General features: G+C 53.8%; 20 protein-coding genes and 5 tRNA genes. 9 read left to right on the top strand and 16 right to left on the bottom strand.

Features of this window, described 5'->3' with window-relative positions:
- Positions 1 to 25 precede the first annotated feature (25 nt).
- The gene (locus tag F7R27_RS11575; protein ID WP_151704412.1) at positions 26 to 421 is read left to right on the top strand and encodes a PA2817 family protein; all 396 of its coding nucleotides are present in this window, start codon (positions 26 to 28) and stop codon (positions 419 to 421) included.
- A gap of 108 nt (positions 422 to 529) precedes the next feature.
- Here F7R27_RS11575 and F7R27_RS11570 read toward each other — a convergent pair whose 3' ends face one another.
- The 4 genes from F7R27_RS11570 to F7R27_RS11555 form a co-directional block, all read right to left on the bottom strand.
- Complete coding sequence (locus tag F7R27_RS11570; protein ID WP_151704411.1) at positions 530 to 2,653, bottom strand: adenylate/guanylate cyclase domain-containing protein; 2,124 nt, start codon at positions 2,651 to 2,653, stop codon at positions 530 to 532.
- 27 nt (positions 2,654 to 2,680) lie between these two features.
- Positions 2,681 to 3,607 (bottom strand): M48 family metalloprotease, encoded by a 927-nt coding sequence (locus F7R27_RS11565; RefSeq protein ID WP_151704410.1) that lies wholly within the window; start codon positions 3,605 to 3,607, stop codon positions 2,681 to 2,683.
- A gap of 11 nt (positions 3,608 to 3,618) precedes the next feature.
- Positions 3,619 to 4,023: an SH3 domain-containing protein gene (locus F7R27_RS11560; protein ID WP_151704409.1), complete on the bottom strand. Its 405-nt coding sequence runs from the start codon at positions 4,021 to 4,023 to the stop codon at positions 3,619 to 3,621.
- Positions 4,024 to 4,268: 245 nt separating this feature from the next.
- Positions 4,269 to 4,344: transfer RNA gene (locus F7R27_RS11555), tRNA-Glu, on the bottom strand.
- A gap of 222 nt (positions 4,345 to 4,566) precedes the next feature.
- On the opposite strand from F7R27_RS11555, the gene F7R27_RS11550 reads away from it, so the two are divergent.
- The 4 genes from F7R27_RS11550 (at position 4,567) to F7R27_RS11535 (ending at position 9,501) form a co-directional block, all read left to right on the top strand.
- On the top strand, positions 4,567 to 4,962 hold the full coding sequence (locus tag F7R27_RS11550) for a SirB2 family protein (protein ID WP_151704408.1): 396 nt from the start codon (positions 4,567 to 4,569) through the stop codon (positions 4,960 to 4,962).
- A 4-nt stretch (positions 4,963 to 4,966) separates the two neighbouring features.
- Entirely contained in the window at positions 4,967 to 6,166 is a 1,200-nt protein-coding gene (locus tag F7R27_RS11545; RefSeq protein ID WP_151704407.1) for an NnrS family protein, read from the top strand.
- A gap of 114 nt (positions 6,167 to 6,280) precedes the next feature.
- Positions 6,281 to 8,476, top strand: a complete 2,196-nt coding sequence (locus F7R27_RS11540) for a thiamine pyrophosphate-dependent enzyme (RefSeq protein WP_151704480.1) — start codon at positions 6,281 to 6,283, stop codon at positions 8,474 to 8,476.
- Positions 8,473 to 9,501, top strand: a complete 1,029-nt coding sequence (locus tag F7R27_RS11535; RefSeq protein ID WP_151704406.1) for an ACP S-malonyltransferase — start codon at positions 8,473 to 8,475, stop codon at positions 9,499 to 9,501. The genes F7R27_RS11540 and F7R27_RS11535 overlap by 4 nt, the downstream gene beginning before the upstream one ends.
- Before the next feature lie 251 nt (positions 9,502 to 9,752).
- Here F7R27_RS11535 and F7R27_RS11530 read toward each other — a convergent pair whose 3' ends face one another.
- Both F7R27_RS11530 and aptA read right to left on the bottom strand, forming a co-directional pair.
- Complete coding sequence (locus tag F7R27_RS11530) at positions 9,753 to 11,243, bottom strand: CoA-acylating methylmalonate-semialdehyde dehydrogenase (protein WP_151704405.1); 1,491 nt, start codon at positions 11,241 to 11,243, stop codon at positions 9,753 to 9,755.
- A gap of 14 nt (positions 11,244 to 11,257) precedes the next feature.
- A complete protein-coding gene (gene aptA / locus F7R27_RS11525; RefSeq protein WP_151704404.1) occupies positions 11,258 to 12,601 on the bottom strand; it encodes an omega-aminotransferase AptA in 1,344 nt (447 codons plus the stop codon).
- A gap of 232 nt (positions 12,602 to 12,833) precedes the next feature.
- Between aptA and F7R27_RS11520 the strand changes: the two genes are divergently transcribed.
- The gene (locus tag F7R27_RS11520; RefSeq protein WP_151704403.1) at positions 12,834 to 13,769 is read left to right on the top strand and encodes a LysR family transcriptional regulator; all 936 of its coding nucleotides are present in this window, start codon (positions 12,834 to 12,836) and stop codon (positions 13,767 to 13,769) included.
- Here F7R27_RS11520 and F7R27_RS11515 read toward each other — a convergent pair.
- The gene (locus F7R27_RS11515; protein ID WP_151704402.1) at positions 13,760 to 14,662 is read right to left on the bottom strand and encodes a LysR family transcriptional regulator; all 903 of its coding nucleotides are present in this window, start codon (positions 14,660 to 14,662) and stop codon (positions 13,760 to 13,762) included. The two genes, F7R27_RS11520 and F7R27_RS11515, sit on opposite strands and share 10 nt — an antisense overlap.
- A 145-nt stretch (positions 14,663 to 14,807) precedes the next feature.
- Between F7R27_RS11515 and F7R27_RS11510 the strand changes: the two genes are divergently transcribed.
- Complete coding sequence (locus F7R27_RS11510) at positions 14,808 to 17,285, top strand: penicillin acylase family protein (RefSeq protein WP_151704401.1); 2,478 nt, start codon at positions 14,808 to 14,810, stop codon at positions 17,283 to 17,285.
- 183 nt (positions 17,286 to 17,468) lie between these two features.
- Positions 17,469 to 18,416, top strand: a complete 948-nt coding sequence (locus tag F7R27_RS11505; protein ID WP_151704400.1) for a DMT family transporter — start codon at positions 17,469 to 17,471, stop codon at positions 18,414 to 18,416.
- 149 nt (positions 18,417 to 18,565) lie between these two features.
- Here F7R27_RS11505 and F7R27_RS11500 read toward each other — a convergent pair.
- The 4 genes from F7R27_RS11500 to F7R27_RS11485 all read right to left on the bottom strand — a co-directional run bounded on the left by F7R27_RS11500 (position 18,566) and on the right by F7R27_RS11485 (position 18,942).
- Positions 18,566 to 18,641: transfer RNA gene (locus F7R27_RS11500), tRNA-Gly, on the bottom strand.
- Between the two features lie 27 nt (positions 18,642 to 18,668).
- Positions 18,669 to 18,744: transfer RNA gene (locus F7R27_RS11495), tRNA-Glu, on the bottom strand.
- A 15-nt stretch (positions 18,745 to 18,759) separates the two neighbouring features.
- Positions 18,760 to 18,835, bottom strand: a tRNA-Gly gene (locus F7R27_RS11490).
- Between the two features lie 31 nt (positions 18,836 to 18,866).
- A tRNA-Glu gene (locus F7R27_RS11485) sits at positions 18,867 to 18,942 on the bottom strand.
- A 200-nt stretch (positions 18,943 to 19,142) separates the two neighbouring features.
- Here F7R27_RS11485 and F7R27_RS18605 point away from each other — a divergent pair.
- Positions 19,143 to 19,877 (top strand): hypothetical protein, encoded by a 735-nt coding sequence (locus tag F7R27_RS18605; protein ID WP_168927488.1) that lies wholly within the window; start codon positions 19,143 to 19,145, stop codon positions 19,875 to 19,877.
- Here F7R27_RS18605 and F7R27_RS11480 read toward each other — a convergent pair.
- The 5 genes from F7R27_RS11480 to F7R27_RS11460 form a co-directional block, all read right to left on the bottom strand.
- Complete coding sequence (locus tag F7R27_RS11480) at positions 19,863 to 20,927, bottom strand: PilT/PilU family type 4a pilus ATPase (RefSeq protein ID WP_168927487.1); 1,065 nt, start codon at positions 20,925 to 20,927, stop codon at positions 19,863 to 19,865. The two genes, F7R27_RS18605 and F7R27_RS11480, sit on opposite strands and share 15 nt — an antisense overlap.
- Before the next feature lie 79 nt (positions 20,928 to 21,006).
- Complete coding sequence (locus F7R27_RS11475) at positions 21,007 to 22,656, bottom strand: sensor histidine kinase (protein ID WP_151704399.1); 1,650 nt, start codon at positions 22,654 to 22,656, stop codon at positions 21,007 to 21,009.
- A gap of 3 nt (positions 22,657 to 22,659) precedes the next feature.
- Complete coding sequence (locus F7R27_RS11470) at positions 22,660 to 24,846, bottom strand: bifunctional diguanylate cyclase/phosphodiesterase (protein ID WP_168927486.1); 2,187 nt, start codon at positions 24,844 to 24,846, stop codon at positions 22,660 to 22,662.
- 194 nt (positions 24,847 to 25,040) lie between these two features.
- Positions 25,041 to 25,907 carry a pirin family protein gene (locus tag F7R27_RS11465; RefSeq protein ID WP_151704397.1) on the bottom strand — a complete coding sequence of 289 codons (867 nt, stop codon included), beginning with the start codon at positions 25,905 to 25,907 and terminating at the stop codon, positions 25,041 to 25,043.
- Position 25,908: 1 nt separating this feature from the next.
- Positions 25,909 to 26,874, bottom strand: coding sequence for a glutathione S-transferase family protein (locus F7R27_RS11460; protein ID WP_151704396.1), 966 nt, complete (start codon positions 26,872 to 26,874; stop codon positions 25,909 to 25,911).
- Between the last annotated feature and the right edge of the window lie 57 nt (positions 26,875 to 26,931).

Raw genomic sequence — 26,931 nt, 5'->3', positions numbered from 1 at the left:
GCTTCATTCTTTGCCGAGGACAACCGTGACCGATTTCCATACTTATCATCTCAACCTGCTCAAGCTTGGCTACAACAACCTGATCAAGCAGGAGCCCTTCAACAGTGACGAAGCCGATCCCGTGGATGCCGAGTTTCTGGAACAGTTTGCACAGCTGATACGCGCCTTCGAGGCTCATGAGCCTGTAGCCTATGATGATGGCCAGTATCTGATGGCACGTCTGGTACGCGCCTACCCGCAACTTGTACCACTGGTCGCTCGTGACCTGTTCTGGCTGTTTGGTGGTGATTGTCTGCACTTCATGCCGGATGAGGAGATCGAACGGTTTCAGCAGTTGGATGAACAACGCGCCCAGGCTGAAGAATCGGGCCAGACATTTGACTATCTGGCTGCCCGTACACGGCTGTTTAATCAGCATTGATAGTCGATAAGCTCCGCCAGTATGCCACCCCAAGCAGCAGCCGGAAATGCAAGGCCTGATTATACTCTGATCTGGCACTTAACCACAGCAGGCTAACTGACCTCCAGGCTATTTACTCTCCAGCACCCAGACGCCCTGCCAGTCATCCGGTGGCTGTTTGATCAGATGTATGCAGTAGCGCAGATATGAAGCAGCCACGGCATCGCGCTGGGCCAGTGCCAGAAAACAGCGTGCTGCCTCCTCAAACTCACCCTGATAAAAACGATTCAGTGAGGTTTCAAAGTGTGTGTGATGCTCATCATCAAGGTGTTCGGGTAATGGCTGAAACAGAGTTACTGGCTCTCGCCTGCCCATAACTGCTACACAGCCTATTTCTCGCAGCGCCAAAGCATCACCCACCTCTGCGCGGATGACATGAGATAGCAATGTGCCACTACAGAACACTTTATTGACCCCTTCCAGCCTTGCTGCCAGGTTAACCGCATCGCCCAGCATGGTGTAATCAAATCGGGTTTTTGAACCCAGGTTACCAACCACCGCCTGACCGGTATGCAAGCCGATACGCATAAACAGCTCATGCCCGGTCCACTCACTGTAGCGCGGCCTCAACTCATCGAGTTTTTGCTGACATCGGACCGCTGCGCGGGCAGCGTGCAATGCATGATTGGGCAAATCCATCGGCGCATTCCAGAAGGCAATAATCGCATCACCTTCGTATTTATCAACCGTACCCCCCTCCTCCTGAATAATCTCAGTCATGGCTGACAGGTAATCGTTCAATAATTCGGTCAGTTGATCCGGTTCCAGCTTTTCCGAAATGGAGGTAAACCCCTCCAGATCAGAAAAGAAAATACTCAACATCTTGCGCTCACCCCCCAAGCGCAATCGGTCAGGCTGGTTCACCAACTGCTCGATCACACCCGGGCTTAGATAGTGCTGAAAGGCATTGCGAATAAAGCGTTTCTGCCGCCCCTCCACTGCATAGTTCAGCAGCAGACAGACCAGCACCGCCAGCAAAGTGGAGACCTCAAGCCAGAGCACCGGTAGCCAGTAGCCTAACTCATAAGCAGCGACCGCCAGCGGGATAGGCAATAGTATCAGCAGAGCACCAGCCAACGCACTCGCCAACGCCGAAGAGAAACGGATCAGCATCAGTGCTGAGAAAAATGCCAGCAACAGCGATAACAGCCCCGTCAACCAGTCCGGTACCATTTGCATGAAATCATCAGCGAGCAGGTTATCCAGAAACGTTGCCTGGATCTCTACACCGGGATAAACACCGCCTACCGGCGTCGGCCTCAGGTCAAACAGACCTGGAGCCGAGAATCCGAAGAATACATACTTACCCGACAGCTCCTCAGGAGCAATCACTGGTTCCTCACCGGCCCGCAGACGCAGTTCCGATTGCAGTATGGCGGCTGCACTATAGGCGGTGTGAGTACCAGATGGTCCTCTGAAACGCAGCAGTGCCCGGCCATTCTCATCCAGTGGGATCTGCTTTTGCCCCAGCTGCAACAAGTCAGGAGTGGCCATCACCTCCATATCGGGGTTGGCAAGTAGATAGGCAGCCAGTGCCAAAGAAGGCACGGGACGGTCATGGAAAAGTTCGAAAGGTCGCATGCGACGATAGATGCTGTCGATATCCGGCTGATTGCGCACATTTCCCAGACCGGCAGTACTGCTTGCCAGCTCATCAAGCGGCAAGGTCATGCTGTCGACCTGTGGCCACCAGGCATCCGAAAGCATATTTGTATCAGAAAGAGTAAAGCCGGAGATCGGCAGCTCATCCGGCCATACAGGCGTAGCCCCAGCCCCACCCTCACTCGCAAAAAGGGCAATCAGCGAAGGCTGCCCACTAAGCGCCTGCGCCAGTCGCTCATCATCCGACACGCCATACACAGAGGGCTCGATAAACAGCACATCGTAAATCAGGGCTCTGGCACCGCTACGCGCCACAAAATCGGAGGTGATCGCATAAAGCTCGCGTGGCCAGGGCCATCCCAGCCCACTCTCCTGACTGGCCCAGTCCAGACTGGGCTGATCCAGCAGGATCAAAGCGATCTGGTCTGACTCGGGAACAGGCTCTGCCAGCCAGGATACACGCATATCCCAGCTTCTGGCCTCCCATCTCTCCAGCACGCCCGAGAACCACAGCAGCGCAGCCATCAGACAGGCAATGGCCATCACCAGCAGCGCCCGCAAAGGCACTGACTTCAGAAATGCCTGATTCAAACGCTGCAACTCCTGTCAGCTCTCAGATCATACGTTGCGCATTGTGCGCTCGAACCGCGCCTGTCTGGCACTGGTGGTCGGGCGACGGGTCGTGCTGAGCAAGCGTTCTGCTTCAGCAATACGCGAATCCGGTGTCGGGTGCGTTTTGGCAAAGTCGGTGCCGCCCGGTGTCAGCCTCCGCCCCATCTCCTCCAGCATGGCAAGCAAAGCACGATCATCATACCCGGTGCGTTGCAGAATCTTCAGTGCCGCGCGATCAGCTTCTCGCTCAAAGGAGCGTGAGTAACCATTGTTGACCATGGTAGTCATGATATCGTCAATGGCCCCATCAAAAATGCTGACAAGCTGCGACAATTCAGCACCACCCTCATGCCTGATTGCCTCGACACCAACTGTGGTCATCAGCGAGGTGATACGGGAGCGCTTGATCGCCTGCAAGCCATGACGATATTCAACATGCCCCACCTCATGCGCCAGGACAGCGGCCAGGGCGTCCTCGGATTGACAGCAGCGCAGCATGCCCCGCGTAACCATCACCAACCCACCCGGCGCGGCGAAGGCATTGATCTCGTCGGAGTCGATTATCTGGAAGTGATAGCCCCCGAAAGTCTCAGGCAGCGCGGATGCCAGACAAACATAACGCCCGATATGATTCAGGTATTGATTGGCTTCATTGTTGTTATAAGCCTTATATTGTGTCATGACATTAGCTGCTACTGTACGCCCCAGGTAATACTCCTGCTCGGCGTCCAGCTCCTCCATTGCACGACTGGCCGCACCAGCCACCCGCAACAGAGACTGGGCCTGCGAACCCGCCTGAGAACCGATCACACCACCAAGGCTATCGGTGACAACCGCCAGTTCATCCAGAGTTTTGCATCCGGCCAGCGTCGCACCACCTGCACCAAACAGAAGAAGGTGACTGCTACGTTTGATAAAATCGCGCCTATCCATCTTCTGCCTCCTTAAAGTGAATTCAGATCACCCTCACGGACAAAACGCCCTAGAGAGTCACGACTGATACTGGTGGACTCCATCCGATCGACAGCATCAAAGTTAATGTTGCTGTTACGTTGACGGTAGGCGCGTTCCACACTGGCATTAAACCCCTTTCCAGCCAACGCTATCTCACTGTCTGTTGCTGCACGTTCGACATCGGCTGCGCCCGGGTTGATCACGATCTCTTTCTCGCTGAGTGCAGCGCCGTGCATCCAGCCATCCTGCTGACCACTGCGTACCCTGAGCCAATCTCCTTGCACCTCCTGCAACAGCACCTTGCTGCCATAATTCAGGTTAGCCAGAATACGACCAAGAAAGGAAGGGTCTGATCGCAGCTGACTTGTGCGAACGTTTACACTCAAAGTTTTCATTATTCTTATCTCCTGTTCGCGCAAGGACAAACTAATAATCCAGCACGAAACTGTGAGGTTTACGGCAGTTACAGAACGTTTTTCAACTGAAAGCAGTATAGAAGTGAGACGCAGTAAAACCAATAAGAGATTAAATCTGAAGGTTATAAAAATCGAAGGCAGGGTGATACGGGAGATGCAACAAGCACGGGGCAAGATATATCGAAAAACACGCAGGAAAAGCAGATAACGAGCTAAAGCAGAAATGGCGTCCCATAGGGGGTTCGAACCCCTGTTACCGCCGTGAAAGGGCGGTGTCCTAGGCCACTAGACGAATGGGACGCTGCAGTGTCGAAATGCAAGCCATGCCTGCAAACCAACGGCGCGTATAATACCAGACGAGCCCATGATTGCAACAAAAAAATGAGAAAAAACAGCATAATGCCTGAACTCATCCGATGAGAGCCAACTTTTCGTTGCAACAAATATTCACTTCACTATCGGCACTGCGTATACTGCACACATAAGATGCATTTTAAATACATATTATTTAACAGGCACAGCATGGCAACACTCTACTCAAGCCTCAAACATCTGCACCTGATCATGGTAGTACTGAGTCTCAGCGGCTTCCTGCTCCGTGGATACTGGATGATGCGCAGTAACACCTTGCTTCGGCATCGAGTGACAAGGACTCTGCCCCACCTGATCGATACGCTGCTGCTTGCCAGTGCCATCGGCATGATGCTGATTATTCAGCAGTATCCTTTTACAGCCCCCTGGCTGACCGCCAAGCTGATCGGACTGATTTTCTATATCATCTTCGGAACACTGGCTCTGAAACGAGCACCGACCCGAAGCAGTCGACTATTTTTCTTTATCCTGGCCCTGCTGGCCTTTGCCTACATCACAGGCGCCGCCATTACCCATAACCCAATGAGCTGGCTTTCAAGGTGGTAAGTGTATGACACTGACTAAACACCCCGGATCATCGCTTTTTCTATATCCCTTCCGCATATTTTTTATTGCGGGATCCATCTGGACGCTTCTGGCTGTTGTACTCTGGGTTCTGCTCCTGATGGGCAAGCTGAGTCTTCCTCTGGGGATACCTGCCAGTGTCTGGCATGGGCACGAGATGATTCACGGTTTCACCAGCGCGATCATCGCCGGTTTTCTGCTCACAGCCATGTCCAACTGGACAGGCATCCCTGCCATCAGCGGCACCCCATTGATACTGTTGTTTCTGCTGTGGCTGGCCGCGCGCATCGCGCTGATGTTTTCAGCCCTGCTGCCACCGATTCTGATGCTGCTGACCCCGCTGTTCTATCTGGTACTGGTACTGCATACGGCGCGCATACTACTGATCAGTGGCAACCGCCGTAACCTGATCATGCCGCTGGTGTTGCTGTTTCTGGGATCAGGCAGCAGCCTGATGCTCTGGGGCGCCATAACCGCTGACTATGCATGGGTGCAGACGGGTGAAAAAGCCAGCCTCTATCTGCTGACGCTGCTGATTGCAGTGATTGCCGGGCGTATCACACCCGCTTTCAGCAGCAACTGGTTACGCCAGCGAGGTCTGCGCCATGAAGATGTCAGTCGTCTGCCGGCACTGGAGATCATCTCTATCCTCAGTCTGCTGTTTCTGGCTGGCGCCGATCTGGCAGGTGCGCCGAATGGGCTTATCGCTCTGCTTGCAACCATTACTGCCACTGCTCATCTATCAAGGCTGTTTCTATGGCGTGGCTGGCGCGTTTACCGCGAGCCCCTGCTCTGGATACTGCATCTGGGTTATTTGACACTGGTATTATCACTACTGAGTAGAGCGCTGGTGGCCGTCTCTCCAGCTCTTGGGTTGAACCTTAATCTGAGCAGCTGGATACATCTGTTTGGTACCGGCACCATCGGTATCATGATCATCGGCATCATGAGCCGAGTGGCACTCGGTCATACCGGACGCCCTCTGCTGTTGCCTCCCATGGCACTGGCGGCATTCGTCGCGATCATCACCGCCGCGCTCACGCGCACCCTGAGCCTGATGATGCCAGGCAGTTATATGCTATGGCTTACCATGGCGGCCCTGCTCTGGTGCCTGGCTTTCGCACTGTTCATCATCTGTTACTGGAAGATACTCAACAGCCCCAGGCCAGATGGTAAACCCGGCTAAAGCCTGTACCTCTACCCCATATTAAAAAGCACTATTAGGTATGCGGAGGGTTATACGTTAGTCTGATGGAATACCCTTATAACAATAAAATAAATTCTGTGCAGGTAATCAATGATGACAACCGCAGGAACGAGTATCGAAGATAATTTCCGCCAGCGTCTGATCAGCGGCGAGCTGCCTGATAAGGTATCGCCCCTGTCACTGGCAGAAGCTGGCTTGAGCCAGTATGAACTGATTGAGCTGTTCGAATCTCAGGCGCTGAGCCGCCAGTTGGACTTGCATGCTCGCCGCTTGCAGGCGATGGGCGAAGCTTTCTATACCATCGGCAGTGCTGGCCACGAGGGAAACGCTGCGATTGCTAAAGCCTTTGCCGTGACAGACCCCTCTTTTTTGCACTACCGTGATGCCGCCTTTCTGATTCAGCGCAGTAAACAGCTGCCGGGGCAGACGATCTGCCATGATATGTTGTTGAGCTTTGCCGCCTCCAGTGATGACCCCATCTCCGGTGGCCGCCACAAAGTGCTCGGCTCCAAAGCGCTGAACATTCCACCTCAGACCAGCACCATCGCCTCCCACCTGCCCAAGGCCGTGGGGGCAGCACATAGTCTGGGTATCTGGCGCAAGCTCTCCGAACAGGGCGACTGGCCGAATGACAGCGCCGTGCTGTGCAGCTTCGGCGATGCCTCGTTCAACCACTCAACAGCACAGGGCGCACTGAACACTGCCGCCTGGACCGCCTTTCAGGGTGTTCCACTGCCGCTGGTGTTTATCTGTGAGGATAATGGCATTGGGATCTCCACCCCCACTCCTTCCGGCTGGATCGAGTCGATCGTTCAGCGCTGGCCTGGTTTGCACTACCTGAGCTGTAACGGCCTGGATCTGCTGGATACCCATGCGACAGCACTCAAGGCAGCCCGTTTTGCACGCAAACACCGCCAGCCGGTCTTTTTGCATATGCGTTGCGTCCGGCTGATGGGGCATGCCGGATCAGATGCCCAGCAGTCCTACCTCAGCAAGGAGCAGATCAGCGCGATGGAACGAATGGACCCGCTGCTGCACAGCGCCCGATTGCTGCAACAGCATGGCGGCCTTGATACGGCACAGATACTCACGCTCTATGATGGCATTGGAGAACAGGTGGAGGCGGTTGCCCGAGAAGCGATCAAACACCCACGTCTGCAGACGGCTGCCGAAGTGATGGCGCCGATCATACCTCCCAAGCGAGCCTCACGGGCAGTGCAGGCAGCTCTGGCGAAACCCTCTGAACAGCCACAAACGATGGCACGCCTGCTTAATATCAGTCTGCATCGCCTGATGACCCGTTACCCACAGATGGTGATGGCGGGAGAGGATATTGGCCGCAAGGGTGGCGTCTATGGTGTCACGCAGAAGCTGCAGGCCCAGTATGGCCGCCATCGTGTCATCGATACGCTGCTGGATGAGCAGAGTATTCTGGGGCTGGCGATCGGGATGGCACACAACGCACTGCTGCCGGTGGTCGAGATTCAGTTCCTCGCCTATCTGCATAATGCCGAAGACCAACTGCGTGGCGAGGCCTCAACGCTGAGCTTTTTCTCCAATGGACAATACACCAACCCGATGATCGTACGAATCGCGGGGCTGGGTTATCAGAAGGGTTTTGGTGGTCACTTCCACAACGATAATGCGTTGGCCGTACTGCGTGATATTCCCGGTCTGGTAGTCGCCTGCCCCTCCGATGCACGCGAAGCGGTCGGGCTGTTTCAGGAGTGTGTCCGACTGGCGGATGAGGAACAGCGTGTCATCGTGTTTGTCGAACCTATTGCACGCTACCATTGCCGTGATCTGTTACAGGAGGGTGATAACGGCTGGTGCTTTGCCGACCCCGGCCCCGACTATCTTATCCCCTATCGTCAACCCTGCTGCCGGGGTGACGGGACGGATCTGGCGATCGTCACCTATGGCAACGGCGTTTATCTCAGCGCGCAGGCTGCGACCGATCTTGAAGCACTGGGCATGCGGGTACGCATCATCGATCTGCGCTGGCTGACCGAGTTGGATCATGCCGCCATCGCGGGACTGGTAAAACCCTGTCGGCATACACTGATCGTGGACGAGTGCCGCCGCAGTGGATCGCTCAGCGAGGAAGTTTTCACGGCACTGGTGGAGCAAGGGGTCACCGCAGACGCTCTGGCTCGTATCACGGCTACCGATAGCTTTATTCCGCTGGGTAAAGCCGCCACCTGCACACTGCCCTCACGTGAGAGCATCACACAAGCCGCACTCGATCTGACCCAGTGGCAACAGCAGACAAGGGTGAAACAGGGATGAGCAAGAAAGAGCGAGTGGTACTGATCTGCCCCGGTCGTGGCACTTACAATCAGGCAGAGTGGGGCTATCTGAAGCGTTATCACAACGACAAAACCGAGTTACTGGAAGCGTTCGATACCTTCAGAGAAGGAGCCGGCCAGCCAGGATTGCAGGCCCTGGACAGCGAACTGCCTTTTCAACTCAAGCTGCACAGCCGAGGAGACCACGCCTCTGCGCTGATCTATGCCTGCGCCTATGCCGATGCGCTGAGTATTGATCTTGATCGCTACGAGGTGGTGGCCGTGACCGGCAACTCACTAGGCTGGTATATCACCCTCGCCGCTGCCGGCAGCCTGCCACCCATGATCGCACTGGAGCTGATCAATACCATGGGACAACTGATGCAGGACGCCCTCATCGGTGGTCAGTTGATCTACCCCTGTAGCGACGAACAGTGGGTGCCTCAACCCGAACTGAGAGCGTCACTGCTGGCTCTGGCGGCGGAACATGGAGCAGAACTGTCGATTGATCTTGGAGGCATGCTGGTGTTCGGTGGCTCGGCTAATGCACTTCAGCGACTGAGCAACAAGCTACCACCACGCGACCCCTTCCCGATGAAGCTGCACAACCATGCCGCCTTCCATACCTCATTGCAGCAACCGGTACTGGAACAGGCGCGCAGTACGCTGGCTCATCTGGCATTCAACCCACCATCAATCCCCATGATCGATGGGCGCGGCAAGATATGGACAAGCTGGAGCTCAGACCCACAGCTGCTGTGGGACTATACGTTGGGGCATCAGCTGGTAAAACCCTATGACTTTGCCCGTGCGATACAGGTTGCAGTGACGGAGTTTGCGCCGGACAAGCTGGTCCTGCTGGGACCGGGCGGCACGCTGGGAGGTTCAATCGCCCAGTCGCTGATTCAAACAGGCGCTTACGGTCTGCAGTGCAAAGCGGATTTTATCGCCCGTCAGCAAAGCGATCCTCTGCTGCTGTCGATGGGTATTGAGGAGCAGCGACAGCGTTTACTGCCGTCCGAGTAAGATCTACATCCAGGATTTGCCAGCCAGGCGTTTGTATTTACAGACATATCCCGGAGGCCTTGGGTGAGACGCCGTGAATGCATCCCTGCAGGCTTGAATGCCGCATCCCTGCGGCATACACTCACCCAAGGCCACCGGGATACGCCATGCAGTCACCGGACCAGCTAAGAGATTAAAACAGCCTCCCTGAAGAGGCAGCACCTCAACCTCAGTGCTGACTGCCTCGGGAAGGCTGTTTCAGAAGGAGCATCTCAGGATGGGAAGGAGAACTGAGCCCCTTCACGCACACCGGACGAAGGCCAGCGCTGGGTGATAGTCTTGCGACGAGTGTAGAAACGCACCGCATCCGGGCCATAAGCATACAGATCACCAAACAGTGAGCGCTTCCAGCCACCAAAGCTGTGGTAGGACACAGGCACCGGCAGCGGTACGTTGATACCGACCATACCCACCTTGATATTGTCACTGAAGTAGCGCGCCGCCTCACCATCACGGGTGAACAGACAGGTGCCGTTGCCATACTCATGCGCATCGATCAGATCCATCGCCTCCTGCATCGTATCCACGCGTACCACGACCAGCACCGGGCCAAAGATCTCCTCTTCGTAGCAGCGCATACCCGGCTTGACCTGATCGATCAGCGTACCGCCAACAAAGAAGCCCTGATCAAATCCAGATACCGCAGGATCACGACCATCAACCACCACCACGGCGCCCTCTTCTTCAGCGCTGCGGATATAGCCCTGCACCTTCTCTTTGTGTGCAGCCGTGATCAGCGGACCGAAGTCATTGCTGCTGTCGCTGAAGGCGCCGACTTTCAGACTCTGCATACGCGCCTTGAGCTTGCTCACCAGCAGATCGGCAGCCTCATCGCCCACCGCCACTGCCACCGAGATCGCCATGCAACGCTCACCGGATGAGCCAAACGCCGCACCTGTCAGCGCCTCGACGGCGTTATCCATATCGGCATCCGGCATCACAATAGCGTGGTTCTTGGCACCACCAAGTGCCTGGCAACGCTTACCGTGTGCAGCAGCCGTCTGATAGATATATTCTGCAATAGGTGTGGAGCCGACAAAGCTCACCGCCTCGATACGTGAATCGGTCAGCAGTGTATCCACCGCTTCCTTGTCACCGTTGACGACATTCAATACGCCCGGCGGCAAACCCGCATCCTGCAGCAGTTGAGCAATAAACAGTGTGGATGACGGATCACGCTCAGATGGCTTCAGCACGAAGCAGTTGCCGCAGACAATCGCCATCGGATACATCCACAGCGGCACCATCGCAGGGAAGTTGAACGGGGTGATTCCCGCCACCACACCCAGCGGCTGATGCTCGCTCCAGGAGTCGATCGAAGGGCCGACATTTTTGCTGTGCTCACCCTTGAGCAGTTCCGGTGCATAGCAGGCATACTCGACATTCTCGATACCGCGCTGCAACTCGCCCATCGCATCATGTGAAATCTTGCCATGCTCACGGCCGATCAGCTCCACAATCTTATCAGCATTCTGCTCCAGCAACTCCTTGAAGCGGAACATCACCCGGGCACGCTTTGCCGGTGGCGTATTGCGCCAGGCCGGGAACGCCGCCGCAGCACTGGCAATCGCTGCTTCAACAGTCTCTTTCGAGGCCAGAGCCACGTGCGCTCCCACCTCTCCGGTTGAAGGGTTGTAGACCGGCTGGCTGCGCTCGCCCAGGTCGTGAATCTCGCCGTTTATCAGATGCCCAACAGTAGTCATGTAGCTTGCCTCAATTAATCCAGTTCGTTGATTGAATCGCCCAGTGCATTGATCAGGCGATCAATCTCTTCGCGTTCCACAATAAAGTTCAGACCCAGTTGAATGGTGTCGCCGCCATAGCGCACATAGAAACCCTTTTGCCACATTTTCATAGCGATATCATAGGGACGACGAAGCGGTTGACCAGGCAGAGCTTCGATCTGAAGCGCACCAGCCAGACCATAGTTGCGTATATCAGCAATGTATTTGGTCCCTTTCAAGCTATGTAGCGCATCTTCAAACACCGGGCTCATCTCGCGTACCCGCTCAATCAGGCGATCGTTCTCCAGAATATCCAGCGCAGCCAAACCTGCAGCACAGGCCACAGGATGTCCGGAATAGGTGTAGCCATGAGGCAGTTCAAGCATGTAATCCGGACCACCCTGATCCATGAATGTCTGGTAGATCTCGTTCTTCACGATCACAGCGCCCATCGGTACAGCACCGTTGGTCAGCTGCTTGGCCACGTTCAGAATATCCGGCGTGACGCCGAACTCCTCAGCACCCGTACGTGAACCCATGCGCCCGAAGCCGGTAATCACTTCATCAAAAATCATCAGAATATTGTGCTGATCACAGATCTGACGCAGACGCTGCAGGTAACCTTTCGGTGGCGGAATAACACCTGCAGAGCCAGCCATAGGCTCCACAATGACTGCAGCAATGTTCGACGCATCATGCAGTGCGATCAGCTCCAGCATCTCATCGGCCAGCTCAGCACCAGCCTCCGGCATGCCGCGAGTAAAGGCGTTACTCTTGAGCAATGTATGTGGCAGGTGATCAGCTTCCACTGCCTGGCCAAAAAGTGCGCGGTTGGCACCAATCCCGCCGACGCTGATACCACCGAAGTTAACGCCATGATAGCCCTTGGCACGGCCTATCAGTTTGGTTTTGGAGGGCATGCCTTTTTTGCGCCAGTAGGCACGGGCAATTTTCAACGAGGTGTCCGCACTCTCGGAACCTGAACCGGTGAAGAACACATGATCCAGCCCCTCCGGCATCATCCCCTTGATCCGGTTCGCCAGTTCAAACGCCTTGGGGTGGCCAAACTGGAATGCAGGTGCATAGTCCAACTGCATCAACTGCTTGCTCACCGCTTCGGCGATTTCCGGGCGGCAGTGTCCGGCACCGCAAGTCCACAGACCCGACAGGCCATCGAAAATCTTGCGCCCTTCAGCATCGGTCAGGTAACTCCCCTGAGCGGAAACGATCATGCGGGGATTGTCCTTGAACTGACGATTCCCGGTGTAAGGCATCCAGTAAGCTTCCAGCTCATCCCGAGAGAGCCCGGCTGACTGGTTATGTTTAAGTTCGGACATCATATTCACCTGATCCACCCTTTTAAATGCGGCAGCGACTGCAACAGTACTGCGGGTTATTTATTCATGCTTTCCTGCAGTGTGCACCGATCAAAAGGTTTTTAAAATATTAATTTACTTATCTTCAGTTAGCCTTTTAGTTACCTGTTATGGCAGACTGATGAGTAAGCTACTGCCTCCATGAAGTTTAGTCCGCAGGACCTGCAATTGCCCTGATAAAGAGGAATAGAGGATGAGTATCAAGCGCAAAACACCCGCTCTGGCTGGCCAGATAGCCGATGCCGATATCCGCCTGCTACGTATCTTCAAGGCGGTGGTGGAGTGTGGCGGTTTTACGGCTGCCGAAGTGGATCTGAATATCAGCCGCGCCGCGATCAGCAGCGCCATGGCGGATCTGGAGCAGCGTCTCTCTTTGCGCCTGTGTCAGCGCGGTCGCAGCGGTTTTTCACTGACCGACGAGGGGCGCGAAGTCTATGCCTATTGCCTGCAACTGCTCACAGCAATGGAAGCGTTCCGCACCCAGGTCAACAGCCTGCATGCACATCTCAAGGGCGAGCTGAATATCGGTATCACCGATAATCTGGTCACCATGCCACGCATGCGCATCACACATGCCATCAGTGCACTGAAAGAACGCGGCCCGGATATCCATATCAATATCCGCATGACACCACCGAGCGAAATAGAGATAGCCGTACTGGATGGACGCTTGCATCTGGGTGTGGTGCCGGTCCTGAAGCCACTACCGGGGTTGGACTATCTGCCACTCTATGATGAGACATCCCTGCTCTACTGCTGCAAGGGCCATCCACTGTTTGAGCTGGCAGATAGCGATCTGACACTGAAGCAGATAGAAAAGCACGACGCCGTCGTCGCCGCCTACGCCCAGACCGCCGAAGTACGCAGCCAGTATCAGGCACTGAAGGCCAGTGCTTCAGCCAGTGACCGTGAAGGCATCGCCTTTCTGATCCTGACCGGGCGCTATATCGGCTACCTGCCCACTCACTATGCCGAACGCTGGCTGCGAGAAGGCCAGATGCGCGCCCTGCTGCCGGATCAGCTGCAATATATCACCCAGTATGCAGCAATCACCCGCAAAGGTGCCCGGTCAAATCTGATTCTGGATAGTTATCTGGAACTGTTGCGTGAGAGTGAGCATCAGTCGTGAAAGTGCTCCCTGCAGAAGGTCTGAAACAGTTTCATTGCCGGTGACCAGGTACGCCCGGCCAAGGTCACCAACGCAAAGCGCCCAACCCGATAATAAACAGGCGTAACCAAAAGCTCTCTTAAGATCCCAGCATCTATCTCCCGCCTTGCAGCAGCAATAATTCCAAGAAAGATAGCATCAGTCTGGCATGCGGTCTCAATCAACGAAGGTATCTCTTCACTGCGCAAAGTGATCAGCTTACTTGGATGTGCCTCAGGCCCCAGTTGCTCCATCAGATTGCGCGACACCTCCTCACTCAGAAACGTGGACGCAACCGGATACTCGCTGACATCACTGATTGTAACCGGGCGATCTAGTGTCAGTAACGGATGTGTGGCACGACAGATAAAACCTGCCCGCAGGTGCTGCAAGGGTTCTATCTCCAGATCTGCCACATCATTCAGATTCCGTTGATCGATCACAACGGCATCAACCAGCTCTTCACGCAGACTCTTCATCAGATAATCAAAGCGCCCACGCACGATTGTCAGTTGAATACGGGGATAGTCCTGCGCCATTGACCGTAACAAAGGGTTAGAGATAGCTGAAGACGGGCCAGGTCCCAGACCGATATTGAGTGAGCCAGAGAGGCCTGAATTCAACAACTCCAGACCCCGCCGAAGCTCCTTCTCTTCGAACAGCATCCGTCTGGCTCTGCTGACCACAACTTCACCATAAGCCGTCAGTGTATTGCGTCTGCCAACCCGATCAATCAGCGTGACATTCAGCTCCGCCTCCAGATTCTGAATGCTACGACTCAAAGCAGGCTGAGTTAGATACAAAGCATCAGCTGCCTTCCTGAATGAGCGATGTTCAGCGAGTGCCACAAGATGCTTCAACTGACTTAGATTCATACATCCCCAGAGTATTCATGAAAATCGAATGATAACCATAATGCATCAATATGAGAATAATAATTCATTAGACGTATCAATATCAGATTACATAGCATGGAGACATCCTTAATGGATAAATAATAATCAGAAAAAGAGGAATATCATGCTGATCAAACCCCGCTCCGCCCTCAGGAAGTCATACCTTGCCACTACGCTTCCCCTCATCGGGATCATCCTGACCGGCCAGATTGCCCTGACAAGTGTTGCATATGCAGAACAGAGCCAGACAATCGAGATTATCCGTGATACTTATGGCGTCCCACACATATTTGCCGATACTACTTATGGCCTTTTTTACGGCTATGGTCATGCGATCGCGCAGGATCGACTGTATCAACTGGAGATGACACGTCGCAGCACTCAGGGACGCGTAGCCGAGGTGTTGGGAAAGGAGTATCTGAAGTTTGATATAGGTATTCGACAGCATTACTCACCAGAGAGCATCCGGTTACAGATGGCAGACCTGCCTCAGCAAGATCTGGATATTCTGAAAGGCTATGCTGATGGCATCAATCACTGGCTGCAATCGATCAAAGCCGATCCTGAGACCCTGATGCCAAAACAGTTTATCGATCAAGGTTTTGAACCTCAGCCATGGAGCTCTTTTGATGTGGCGATGGTCTTTATCGGCTCGATGATCAATCGTTTCGGGGATTACAACACAGAGCTGCAGAATCAACAGTTGCTGGATAAACTCGCAGAACAACATGGCGAGGCAGATGGTCTGGCACTGTTCAACACTCTGGTCGCCTTCTATGATGCCGATGCCCCCACCACTATTGCAAAAGGTGAATGGGATTCAGGACTCCGCAGCGATGCCTTTGCCGACCTGAGTATCGATAAAGCCCCCATTAACACCGACTCATCCCAGCTGCTGGCTGCGCTGGGAGGCACATTGCAGCTGCCAAATGTACAAGAGCATGCCTTCAGCAATGTATTCCTGCTGAGTGGGGACAGAAGCCGAGACGCCTCTGCCATTCTGGTCAACGGGCCTCAGTTCGGCTTCTACCAGCCAGCCTACACCTACTCAGTTGGCCTGCATGGCGCAGGATTCAATGTCGTCGGAAACAGCCCTTTCGGCTACCCCATGGTTCAGTTCGGTTACAATGAGCATATCACCTGGGGCAGCACCTGGGCTGCGACAGATAATGTGGATATTTTCCAGCTGCAGCTCAACCCGGACAATCCAGTCGAGTACCTGCATCAAGGGGAATACCGTCCCATGCAGCGCAAACTGGAGACCATTCATGTCAAGGACGCTGATAGCCACGATCTGGTGATCTATCGGTCACACTATGGTGCCATTGTCGATTACCGCCCTGAGGAGCATATCGCTTATGCCAAGAGCCGGGGCTGGGATGGCGAAGAGATCAACACACTGATGGCCTGGAGCAAGGTCGCGAAGGCCAGTAATCATGAACAATGGCTGGATCATGTACAGCACTCCGCCATCAATGTGAACTGGTACTATGCAGACGCCGAAGGCAATATCGGCTATGTCATGGGGGGACGTTATCCGAAGCGAGCATCAGGCCATGATGGGCGCACCCCGGTCGCTGGAACTGGTGAGTATGACTGGCGAGGTTTCATGCCCTTTGAGACCAATCCTCAGATTCTCAACCCATCATCCGGCTACATCGCCAACTGGAATCAGCGCCCGGCCGAGGGTGTTCCCAACCCGGACATGTGGTGGTACGCATGGCATGAGTCTGATCGTATTGCACCCTTATCCTCCCGACTTGAGGCACAGGAGCAACTGACAGCAGAAGAGGCCTGGGACTTGATGATGGAGGTATCCTTCGAAGACCCCAATGCTCGATTCTATGTACCTCGCCTGATCCAGGCATTGGATGCCGCCGAGCAACCGTCTCTGCAGCAGGCAAGGGATCTGCTGGCAAGCTGGAACTATCTGGATCTGGATGAAGACCGAAATGGGTATTATGACCACCCAGCCACAGCCATTTTCCGTCACTGGCAACATCAGTTGATAGAGCTGGTGCTGAAGGATCAGCTGCCGGAAGCTTTCAGCCCCTGGTTCATCAGCACAGGCCATCCGCAGCCGGGGCAAGGCTCATCCAGTCATAACCTCTCGGTAGCCGGAAAAGTGATTCATCAGATGCTGGTAAAACATGAGCAGGGGCAGCCCCTTGAGTTTGACCTGCTGCAAGGGCGTGATCCCGGTGATCTGATGCGTGAGGCTATGGAACGAGCCCTGACACAGCTGAATGAAAGCCAGGGCAGTGATATGGCAAACTGGCACCACCCGATTTCTCATACGGTTTATTCACACAAGAACTTTCTCCAGATACCCCAGGCTGGTGAGGATGAAGTGATGCGTAACCATCTGGCAATGAATCGTGGTACAGAAAACAATATGACGGTTTTCACTGCTGATGGTGTCAGAGGTTATGAGGTGGCGGGCCCCGGACAATCCGGTTTTATTGCACCGGATGGTACTCGCTCCCCACACTATGACGATCAGTTGGAACTATTCGGCGATCTGGGCAAGAAACGTACCTGGCTAAGTCGAGCAGATATCGAACAGGCAGCCAAGTCACGTATACTGCTTGAACTGAATTAACCCTCAGCTACCTGGGGAAGTGCTACCAGAAACCCTGCCAGGCAGGGTTTCTGTTTTAATACGCCTTTTAAAAGCAACCTCTTCTCAGCCTGCACTGTTTTGATGCACCAAACCAGTCTATATTACCCAGCTCTAATGCCGACAGATAACCGGAGAGGGTCCACCTCACCTGCAGGAGCACACTTGAACACACGCAAACCCCTCGACTCTCTCGCCATCGGGCTGATGCTGATCCTGTGCCTGGCCTGGAGTCTGCAACAGATCACCCTGAAAGCCACTGCAGATGATTTTTCTCCGGTGCTGCAGATTGCCCTGAGATCGGGTATCGCAGCCCTGCTGGTAGGCCTGTTCATGATGATCAGGCGTCAACGGCTCAGTTTTGCCGATGGCAACTGGAAGCCCGGCCTTGTCGTCGGAGCACTGTTTGCCTTCGAGTTTTTGCTGGTGGGAGAGGGTCTGCGCTTCACCTCCGCTGCACATATGGCGGTATTTCTTTATACTGCACCGGTGTTCGCAGCACTCGGCCTGCACTGGCTGCTGCCGGATGAGCGTCTGGCACCACTGCAGTGGGCGGGTATCACACTCGCATTCGCGGGCATTGCGACCGCCTTTCTGCTGCGTAATCCCGAGGCCACCGGTGGTGATCTGTCACAGATACTCTGGGGTGATTTTCTGGCCGTAGTTGCAGGTGCAGCCTGGGGTGCCACCACCGTTGTGATTCGCACAACGAGACTGTCCAATATGCCGGCCACTCAGACACTGCTGTACCAACTTGTAGCTGCTTTTGTACTCCTGTTGCCAGCGGCTTTCCTGCTGGGTGAAACACGCTTCACACCTAGTCCAGCGATCTGGTCAAGCCTGGCGTTTCAGGCAGTGATCGTCTGCTTTGCCAGCTATTTGACCTGGTTCTGGCTGCTGAAACACTACCTTGCCTCACGGCTGGGAGTCTTCTCCTTCCTGACACCGCTTCTGGGTGTTGTGCTGGGGGCCTGGCTGCTGCATGAGGAGATCGAACCCGGTTTTTTGCTGGGTGCACTGATGGTTCTGACCGGGATCGTACTGGTCAGTGGCTATGGCTGGATCAGACAGCTGTTCCGAGGTAATCGAAAAGCGCCTGAGTCAGCTCTTTAATACTCAATGCCCGGGCAGGTCAGGCACGACTGTCCGAGTGCTGCAATGCCGAATTCCGGGCAAGGATAAGCGCAGGCAAGAAAGCATAACAAGATGTCAGACAGAGATGAACAATGAGAGGTTTTCGAAATGGAGGATCAATCTAAGACTGGAGCGGGAAACGAGACTCGAACTCGCGACCCCGACCTTGGCAAGGTCGTGCTCTACCAACTGAGCTATTCCCGCTTTTTGATGCCAGCTCTCGAAGAGAGATGGCGTCCCATAGGGGGTTCGAACCCCTGTTACCGCCGTGAAAGGGCGGTGTCCTAGGCCACTAGACGAATGGGACGTACCGCAAATCTGCTGGAGCGGGAAACGAGACTCGAACTCGCGACCCCGACCTTGGCAAGGTCGTGCTCTACCAACTGAGCTATTCCCGCGTATCAGCAAATCAACTTCTCTTCATAAGGTTGGCGTCCCATAGGGGGTTCGAACCCCTGTTACCGCCGTGAAAGGGCGGTGTCCTAGGCCACTAGACGAATGGGACGTCGCGTGTTCCTCGTGAAGAGGCGCAAATAATACGTAGCAGCCCTTTCAGCGTCAAGACTGTTCTTCAATTTTTTTTAAAAAAAACCAACTTCCCCCCCAGCTTACAATTATTGCTGCATCCTCAAGACTTGAAAGCTGGCGAAAAAGTTATATATCTGTATCCTCGTCTGCATAATAAACATTAATGAAATGGTCGCGATGGGACTGGCAGAAACCGCAATATTCATACTGGTCGGCATAGCTGTTATGGCAGGCGTAGCCATTGCTGTACAAACAGCTGAAACCAATCGACAGGAGCGGCGGCTGAGGGTTCTTGCGATCAGGGACCAGATCCGCCGGGCAGAACATCTGCTGGAGAACCTGCCAGGCCACGTACAATACCCCGATCTGCGTCTGCTCCTGATCACCTATCTGGAAAAATGCTGGCGTCGCATACTACAGTATGAATCCAACACCGAGAACAAACGACAACTTGAAGCGCTGACCAATGTCAGCAGCAACCCACCGGAGAACAGCCTGATCAGCTCCGGTGGTATTACGCTTTATAATGACCGCAACAGCGCCGCCAAGGCCAAAGCGCTGGTACGTGAAATGGCGCAGATGCTGACCGATCTGGAACGCAATGGATATCTGCAACCGGAAACCACACGCTTTCACATGCAGAGAATGAAGGACGCCCATACTCAGCTCACCTGTGACCTGGAACTGATGGACGCGCAGGAAACCCTGAAAAATGCCGGTTCAAAAGTTGCCGTGCATCAATTCAGAAGTATCCTGCTTAAGCTTCAGCGCCTCAATGCACGTTTACAGGTCGACAGTCAGGTGTTTGCCATCAACCACCTGATAGAGCAGATGGAGCGGAAAATCGCGGCGGAAGAAGAGGAACAGCCTACCTCATCAGACGATGAAAACAGCTCATCAGGAACCGTCTAGCCTCAGCTGCAATGCCACATTATTACGGGAGTCAGCATGATGCAGAGCCTCCTTGGCGCTGATTTTACCCTCCTGGTACATCCTGATAAGGCACTCATCGAAGGTATGCATCGCGATATGCCCCCCTTGCTCAATTGCTTCCTTGATCCGATGGAAATGACCCTTTGATATCAACTCTGTCACAAAAGGCGTGTTCACCAGTATTTCAGTAGCTGGAATAAACATGCCATCTACACCCTTGATGAGACGAAGCGATATGACCGCACGCATATTCAGTGACAGATCCATGTTCAGTTTGCGTGATTCCGTTTCATGAAAGAAATTGACAATATGCTCCAGTGCCTGGTTGGTATTGTTGGCATGCAATGTTGAAACACACAGATGACCCGTTTCGGAGTACCGGATCGCCTGCTCCATCGTTTCACGATCACGGATTTCACCGATCATGATCACATCCGGCGCTTCTCGCATCGCATTTTTCAGGGCATTGGTGTAAGAGTGGGTGTCGAGCCCGACTTCACGCTGATTGAACAGTGACTTATGATTCTCATGCACAAACTCAATCGGATCTTCTATCGTCAGAATGTGTCCGCTGCGATTCCTGTTGCGATACTCCAGCATTGATGCCAAGGCTGTTGATTTACCTGATCCGGTAGCCCCAACGACCAGAATCAAACCACTGCGTTCAAGAATAAGATCCTCAAGCACCGCCGGAAGATTGAGCTCAGCCACGCTCGGTATATCGCTGCGGATATAGCGAATCACCATGGCAACTTCACCGCGCTGGCGATAAACATTGACACGAAAACGACCAAACCCCTCCTCAGCACGCGCAAAGTTCATCTCCAGTTCACGCTCATATTCTGCGATCTGGCTCTCTGACATCATCCCATAGGCCAACGCCTTAACGGTCTCATGATCAAGCGGCTTATCCCCTATCGGACGCATGACGCCCTGTATCTTGATCTGTACCGGCGAGCGACCACTGAAAAAAAGATCAGAAGCGTTCTTTTCTACCATCAGCTTCAGGTAGCGTGATATATCGGCCATACACTAACTCCTCCGGTAATAAGCCGTACTCATGTCTCGACACCAGTATGGTGTTTAGGTGGCCAGGAGTGCCAGAGTGCTACAACTCCTGCACAGGTGCATCAGCGGGCAAAAACAGCTCCATTACTGTTCCTTCACCTAATGTACTTTCAACACGGATAGAACCTCCAAGCACACCCGTCACGATATTATGTACCACATTCAACCCGAGCCCGCTGCCTCCTGAGCCGAGACGCGTAGTAAAAAAAGGATCAAAAATGCGTTTGATCATTTCAGGGGGTATCCCTTTGCCACTATCTGAGATACGAATGATGACACTCTGAGCAGATTGACAGGCGTGAAGAATAATATCGCCAGCTTCATCCTCATCAAAGCCATGGATGATGGCGTTTTGCAAAAGGTTTGTCAGAACCTGTTCGAGTGGACCAGGATAGCTATCCATCAGGATCTCACCATCAATCTTAACATCTATACGATGCATCAGGCGTTTCAGTGTTGGGTGCATCATCACCATCACTTCATCGACTATCTCTTTCAACATGAACTGGCGCCGCTGCGAACTGGTTCTGTCGACTGCCACCTGCTTGAAATTCGTGACCAATGCCACGGCCTTGGACAGGTTGCGCGTGATGATGGAAGCCGACTGCTCCATATTATCAACAAAGCCATCCAGTGCAGAGCGCTTGAGCCCTCCCTCTACTTCCTTACGGAAAGTTCTCACCGCAGCATCCATGGTTGAAGCCGCCATCATACCGTTACCGATCGGCGTATTCAGTTCATGTGCCACCCCCGCCACCAACTCACCCAGTGCTGCCAGTTTGGCCGACTGTATCAACTCCTCCTGGGCCCGCTCCAGGGTTTCAAGCGCTCCTGACAACGCAGCATTGGATTCTGCCAGCTCAGCTGTTCTGGCCTCCACCCGCTGTTCAAGACGCTGATTAAGCTCACTGAGCTCCTGTTCACGCTGATAGATCTTATCCGCCATCAGATGCAGATCCTGACTCAGGCGGTTGAGCTCATCGACGGGCCCTGATGGCCAGTCCTGTTGATAGCAGCCATTGGCAACCAGCGTTGAGCAGTTGATCAATTCAACCACAGGACGCTGCAACAGTCTGGCCCAGAGTGGTGCAATCAACATACCGATGATACAGGCGCCCAGAAAACCGCCTGCCATCAGGTAAACAATTGCAGCAAAGGCCGGGTTGTGCATTCCAGAAGGAACAGCCGCCACCACGATCCACCCCATATCATCCATCAGCAAGGCCGAAGGGTGTACACGGATATCCTGCCAGGGCAAGGTTTCGGGAAGTGGCTTACGCGTCAGTGCGGCTGTCATAAGTGACTGAAAATCATCCGTGGCAACCAGTGACTGATCACCTGCAAAGTTGCCGACCAGAAAATTACCCTGATAATCTGCCACCGCAATCGGCATCGGGATAAGATAAATGTAACGACTGACCCGTGACTGAATCACCACCTCCGGCTCCTGCAGGAACTGGCGATAGGTTTGTGGATCCTGAGCAATATCTGCCACCACATCTCGCAGCAGCTCGGCCGTTTCGGATGCCATCAGCTGAGCATACTTGTAGGATTCCTGCTCTATCGCCGGGATACGATAGATCAACAGGGCGCCCCCGACCAGGGTAAACGTCAGCACAGCCGTTGAAACCAAGGCTGCCGTCACGATACCGCGAAAACTCCAGGCGCGCTTATATCCGGCATGGCTCACAGATTAATCCCGTATTATCTGGCCAGAAAGATCCCAGCTGTTTTTTTCTGCAACCTGTTTCAGCCAGGACTCCAACTGTTCAATCGGCATGGGTCTGGCGATCAGATACCCCTGCCCCTGATGACAACCAAGGCGCTTGAGTTCATCAAGCTGCATCAGATCCTCAATCCCCTCAGCCAATACCTGCAGGCGCAACTGGCGTCCCAGGTTCACTATCGCTTCCGCAATTCGTCGTCCAGAAGGAGATGAAAGCTTGGCTACAAAATTCCGGTCGATCTTCAGACGGTCAGCACTGAGCTGCTCCAGATAGGACAGCGATGAAAATCCGGTGCCAAAATCATCAATGGAGATAATGACACCCAGCTTTTTCAACTCCTGAAGCTTCGCCTCAACGGCATCAGACCCCAGAATACCAGCCGACTCCGTAATCTCAAGATCCAGTACATTGCCGTCCAGTTCCGAATCCTGCAGAGCCTGAGCAACGACATTTTCAAAATCCGCCTGATTGAACTGAACGGCTGAAACATTCACCGCCACACGCAGATCCGGCAGCAATGCTCTGACTGATTTAAGATCCTGCAAGGCCTGACGAAGCACCCAGGCACCCAGTGTCAGGATCAGACCTGACCGTTCGGCCAGTGGAATAAACAGATCAGGCGAGATCATATCGCCCTTACGAGTCTTCCAGCGCAGCAGTGCCTCAAACCCCAGCACCTGGCCCGTTTCAAGCTCGACCTGGGGTTGATAGACCAGATGCAAGCCCTCCTGCTGCAGATCCTGCTTCAGCTCAGACAAGAGCATCGCGCGTGCTCTGAGCTCCTGCCCCATCTCTTTGCTGAATGCCATATGCTGACTTTGGCCTTCCAGCTTGGCACGCTTCAGAGCAATAACCGCATTACCCAGCAGGTCGCTGGCACTGACACTTTGGTCGACCGTAACTTCGCTGGTACACACCGTCAGCAGATGCTGAGTATCATTGACCTCCACAGGCTCCATGAAAAGACGACGTACCTCAGCATCCTGCCCCGGCACCTTTTCCAGAAGCAGCGCAAAATGATCAGACCCGAGGCGCGCCATGCTTTGCAGACCTTTCAGGGTGGATAGCATCTCAGACACCCGCTGCAGAAGCAGATCCCCATGGCGGTGTCCGAAGGTGTCATTCACGACCGAAAACTGGTCGATATCGATCATAATAAGCTGTAGCGAGTCAGCACAAGGCTTTGGCAGCTCCTCCAGCAAACGCAGTAATCCATTGCGGTTGCAAAGACCGGTCAGAGTATCCTGATAAGCCAGTGTCTGAAGCTGCTCGACAAGGCCGATATTCTGCGCACAAAGCGAGATATTATGTGCGAACATCTTGATCAGCTCTTCATCCATCTGAGACAGCGAGATCACTGCATCCACATATACGACATAGCGCTGACTGGGAGTCGGCTCGAAATAGAGACAGGTGGAGTCATCATGAACGATATTGGCTGACTCCATGAAGCACTCCTGAACCCGTGACCAGACCTTATGATCTTCGCTGAAATGCGGCTCATCCATCCACGGTATGTATCGCCCAGCACTTGCGATGACGCGGACAGAACCAGGATTCAGCTCTTCATTAAGGGCCTGGAAACAGACCAGCCCATCAGGTTCTATCCCTATAAAAGCGGCCAGTTGATTGATAACTCCCTCGGAGAAGTCCCTCAACCCCTGCTTTTGCATCAAGCTGTTGGTCGCACTGATGATGCGGGACAAACCGATACGGTTCTTGTCAATTTTCTGCAGTTGTTCAAAACTGCGTATTGCCGTCATGAGTGAGCTGTAAAGCCTGGCTCGCGTCAACTCGCCCTTGGTCTTGTAGTCGTTGATGTCATACTGTTCAATCGTCTCAATTTCCGGTGCATAGCCCGGCTGACCGGTACGCAGAATAATCCGCAGGGTATCAAGTTTCAGCTCCTCTCTAACCCGGTGAACCAACTGAAGACCCGCATCTTCAGACTCCATGACCACATCAAGCAGCATGACGGCGATATCTGGATTCTCGGATAAAATCTTAAAGGCTTCGGCAGATGAATAGGCGTGAAGAAACAGCAAAGGCCGCTCAAGAAAGAGCAGGGATTTGAGGGAGAACTCAGTGGAAATATGAACATCCTCGTCGTCATCAACGATCAGTACTTTCCAATGATTTCGTGGCAGTGACACCCAGGATTGCTCCTCCGGCAGTACTGCTTCATCTGCGAATATGACTACATCATCGTCTGAGCCAACCACTTATCCCCCTAAACACACTGCGTTGCAAGGATTAAACCCACTCCTAATACAGGAGTGGTTTTTTCAGGCGTCAGTTAATATGTATATACCATCTGATAATATTTGGCTATCTTGGCAGCCTGCCATCAGTCAGTTAATCGTCCATCACGATAGTCTCTCAGAGCCTGCTCTATCTCTTCGACCGTGTTCATGACGAAAGGCCCGTACTGAACCACCGGCTCGCCAATCGGCTTCGCTGCCACCAAAAGCAACCTAGCCGGCTCATCTCCACTGGTGAAGGTCACCTGGTCACCCTGGGTTAACTCGGAAGCCGCATTCAGCGTTAAACGCTGATCGCCAAGCCCCGCTGCGCCGAGGAACAGATAAGCAAAACCCGACAGACCAGCCGCCAATGGCAGTGTGATCCTGGCCTTCGGCGGCAAGGCAATATCCACGAACAGTGGATTGGTCGTCACACCCTGCACCGGCCCGGTCAACTCCACACCTTCAAGTGTCAGGGTACCTGCCACCAGGCGCAATTTGACACCATCTGACGTTGTGTGCTCCACCACCTCTTCAGGCTCGATATTCTGATAGGCTGCAGGCTTCATCTTGTCGGCGGCCGGCAGATTGACCCAGAGTTGAAAGCCCCGCATCAGACCATCTTCCTGCTGTGGGCGCTCCTCATGAATCACACCACGACCGGCCGTCATCCATTGCACACCACCGGAACGCAGCAGCCCCTCACTCCCCAGATGATCCCGATGCAACATCAGTCCATCCAGCATGTAGGTCACCGTCTCAAACCCTCTGTGCGGATGCGGTGGAAAGCCTGCAATATAATCATCCGGATTATCGGAGGAGAACATATCCAGCATCAGAAACGGATCTATACGCATATTCTGACGCTGCCCGATGCTGCGCTTGAGCTTCACTCCTGCGCCATCCTCACTGTTGATACCGGCAATAACACGACTGACGGAACGTTCAACTGCTCCTGTAGAACCCGACATATCAAAGCTCCTCACGCTTATGTGCGGCCATCAGATCAACACGCGGTCCGACCGGGATCACACCACTGGGATTGATCGTGGGATGGCTGCAGTAATAATGATGCCGAATATGGTCAAGATTGACCGTTTCGGCCACTCCCGGATGCTGATAGATATCGCGCAGATACTCAGACAGTACTGGATAGTCAGCAATCCGGTTACGATCACACTTGAAATGACTGACATAGACCGGATCGAACCGAATCAGGGTCGTGAACAGACGGATATCCGCCTCCGTCAGTTCGCCACCCACCAGGTAGCGCTGGGTGGAAAGTCGGCCTTCCAGCCAGTCCAGTTCGGCAAAGAGATCCGTGACAGCCTCCTCATAAGCCTCCTGAGAAGTTGCAAAGCCTGCCCGGTAGACCCCATTATTAACGCGATCATAGACCCGCTGATTCACCTCATCGATCGCTTCGCGCAAGGCTTCCGGATAGTAATTTCCCGCTTTTGCACCCAGTTCATCAAATGCCGTATTCAGCATTCTGATGATATCGGATGACTCGTTATTGACGATGCACTCGCGCTTTTTATCCCACAACACAGGCACGGTGACACGGCCGGAGTAGTCGGCCTTGTCACGGGTATAGATCTGATGCATGAAGGATGATCCATACAAGCTATCTCCCGTGGCACCCTCAAATCCGGGATCAAATGTCCAGCCGTTATCCAGCATCAGGGGATGCACCACGGATACACTGACCATCTCCTCAAGCCCTTTCAACGCACGCAGAATCAGCGTGCGATGCGCCCAGGGACAAGCCAGCGAAACATACAGATGGTAACGATCTGCTTCCGCCTCGAATCTCGCGCCACTACCCGGCGCATCGATCCATTCACGGTACTGGGATTCGCTCCTTACAAAGCGTCCACCCGTTGATTCGGTGTCATACCATTTATCGTACCAGTTGCCATCCACCAGCAATCCCATGACTTATCTCCCGTTGTGCAGTTTTGTTTGGGTTTTTCCGCTCTTCTGAGCGGCTCA

This window comes from Nitrincola alkalilacustris (assembly GCF_008973755.1).
GTDB lineage: Bacteria > Pseudomonadota > Gammaproteobacteria > Pseudomonadales > Balneatricaceae > Nitrincola > Nitrincola alkalilacustris.
This window is presented reverse-complemented; position numbering and strand designations above follow the sequence as displayed.

What these genes read in the sequence shown, in the direction of transcription:
- aptA (WP_151704404.1), bottom strand. Translation starts at nt 12,601, where the DNA reads ATGTCCGAACTTAAACATAACCAGTCAGCCGGGCTCTCTCGGGATGAG.
- F7R27_RS11460 (WP_151704396.1), bottom strand. Translation starts at nt 26,874, where the DNA reads ATGGGATTGCTGGTGGATGGCAACTGGTACGATAAATGGTATGACACC.
- F7R27_RS11530 (WP_151704405.1), bottom strand. Translation starts at nt 11,243, where the DNA reads ATGACTACTGTTGGGCATCTGATAAACGGCGAGATTCACGACCTGGGC.
- F7R27_RS11515 (WP_151704402.1), bottom strand. Translation starts at nt 14,662, where the DNA reads ATGAATCTAAGTCAGTTGAAGCATCTTGTGGCACTCGCTGAACATCGC.
- F7R27_RS11535 (WP_151704406.1), top strand. Translation starts at nt 8,473, where the DNA reads ATGAGCAAGAAAGAGCGAGTGGTACTGATCTGCCCCGGTCGTGGCACT.
- F7R27_RS11520 (WP_151704403.1), top strand. Translation starts at nt 12,834, where the DNA reads ATGAGTATCAAGCGCAAAACACCCGCTCTGGCTGGCCAGATAGCCGAT.
- F7R27_RS11510 (WP_151704401.1), top strand. Translation starts at nt 14,808, where the DNA reads ATGCTGATCAAACCCCGCTCCGCCCTCAGGAAGTCATACCTTGCCACT.
- F7R27_RS11560 (WP_151704409.1), bottom strand. Translation starts at nt 4,023, where the DNA reads ATGAAAACTTTGAGTGTAAACGTTCGCACAAGTCAGCTGCGATCAGAC.
- F7R27_RS11465 (WP_151704397.1), bottom strand. Translation starts at nt 25,907, where the DNA reads ATGTCGGGTTCTACAGGAGCAGTTGAACGTTCCGTCAGTCGTGTTATT.
- F7R27_RS11540 (WP_151704480.1), top strand. Translation starts at nt 6,281, where the DNA reads ATGACAACCGCAGGAACGAGTATCGAAGATAATTTCCGCCAGCGTCTG.
- F7R27_RS11550 (WP_151704408.1), top strand. Translation starts at nt 4,567, where the DNA reads ATGGCAACACTCTACTCAAGCCTCAAACATCTGCACCTGATCATGGTA.
- F7R27_RS11480 (WP_168927487.1), bottom strand. Translation starts at nt 20,927, where the DNA reads ATGGCCGATATATCACGCTACCTGAAGCTGATGGTAGAAAAGAACGCT.
- F7R27_RS11545 (WP_151704407.1), top strand. Translation starts at nt 4,967, where the DNA reads ATGACACTGACTAAACACCCCGGATCATCGCTTTTTCTATATCCCTTC.
- F7R27_RS11565 (WP_151704410.1), bottom strand. Translation starts at nt 3,607, where the DNA reads ATGGATAGGCGCGATTTTATCAAACGTAGCAGTCACCTTCTTCTGTTT.
- F7R27_RS18605 (WP_168927488.1), top strand. Translation starts at nt 19,143, where the DNA reads ATGGGACTGGCAGAAACCGCAATATTCATACTGGTCGGCATAGCTGTT.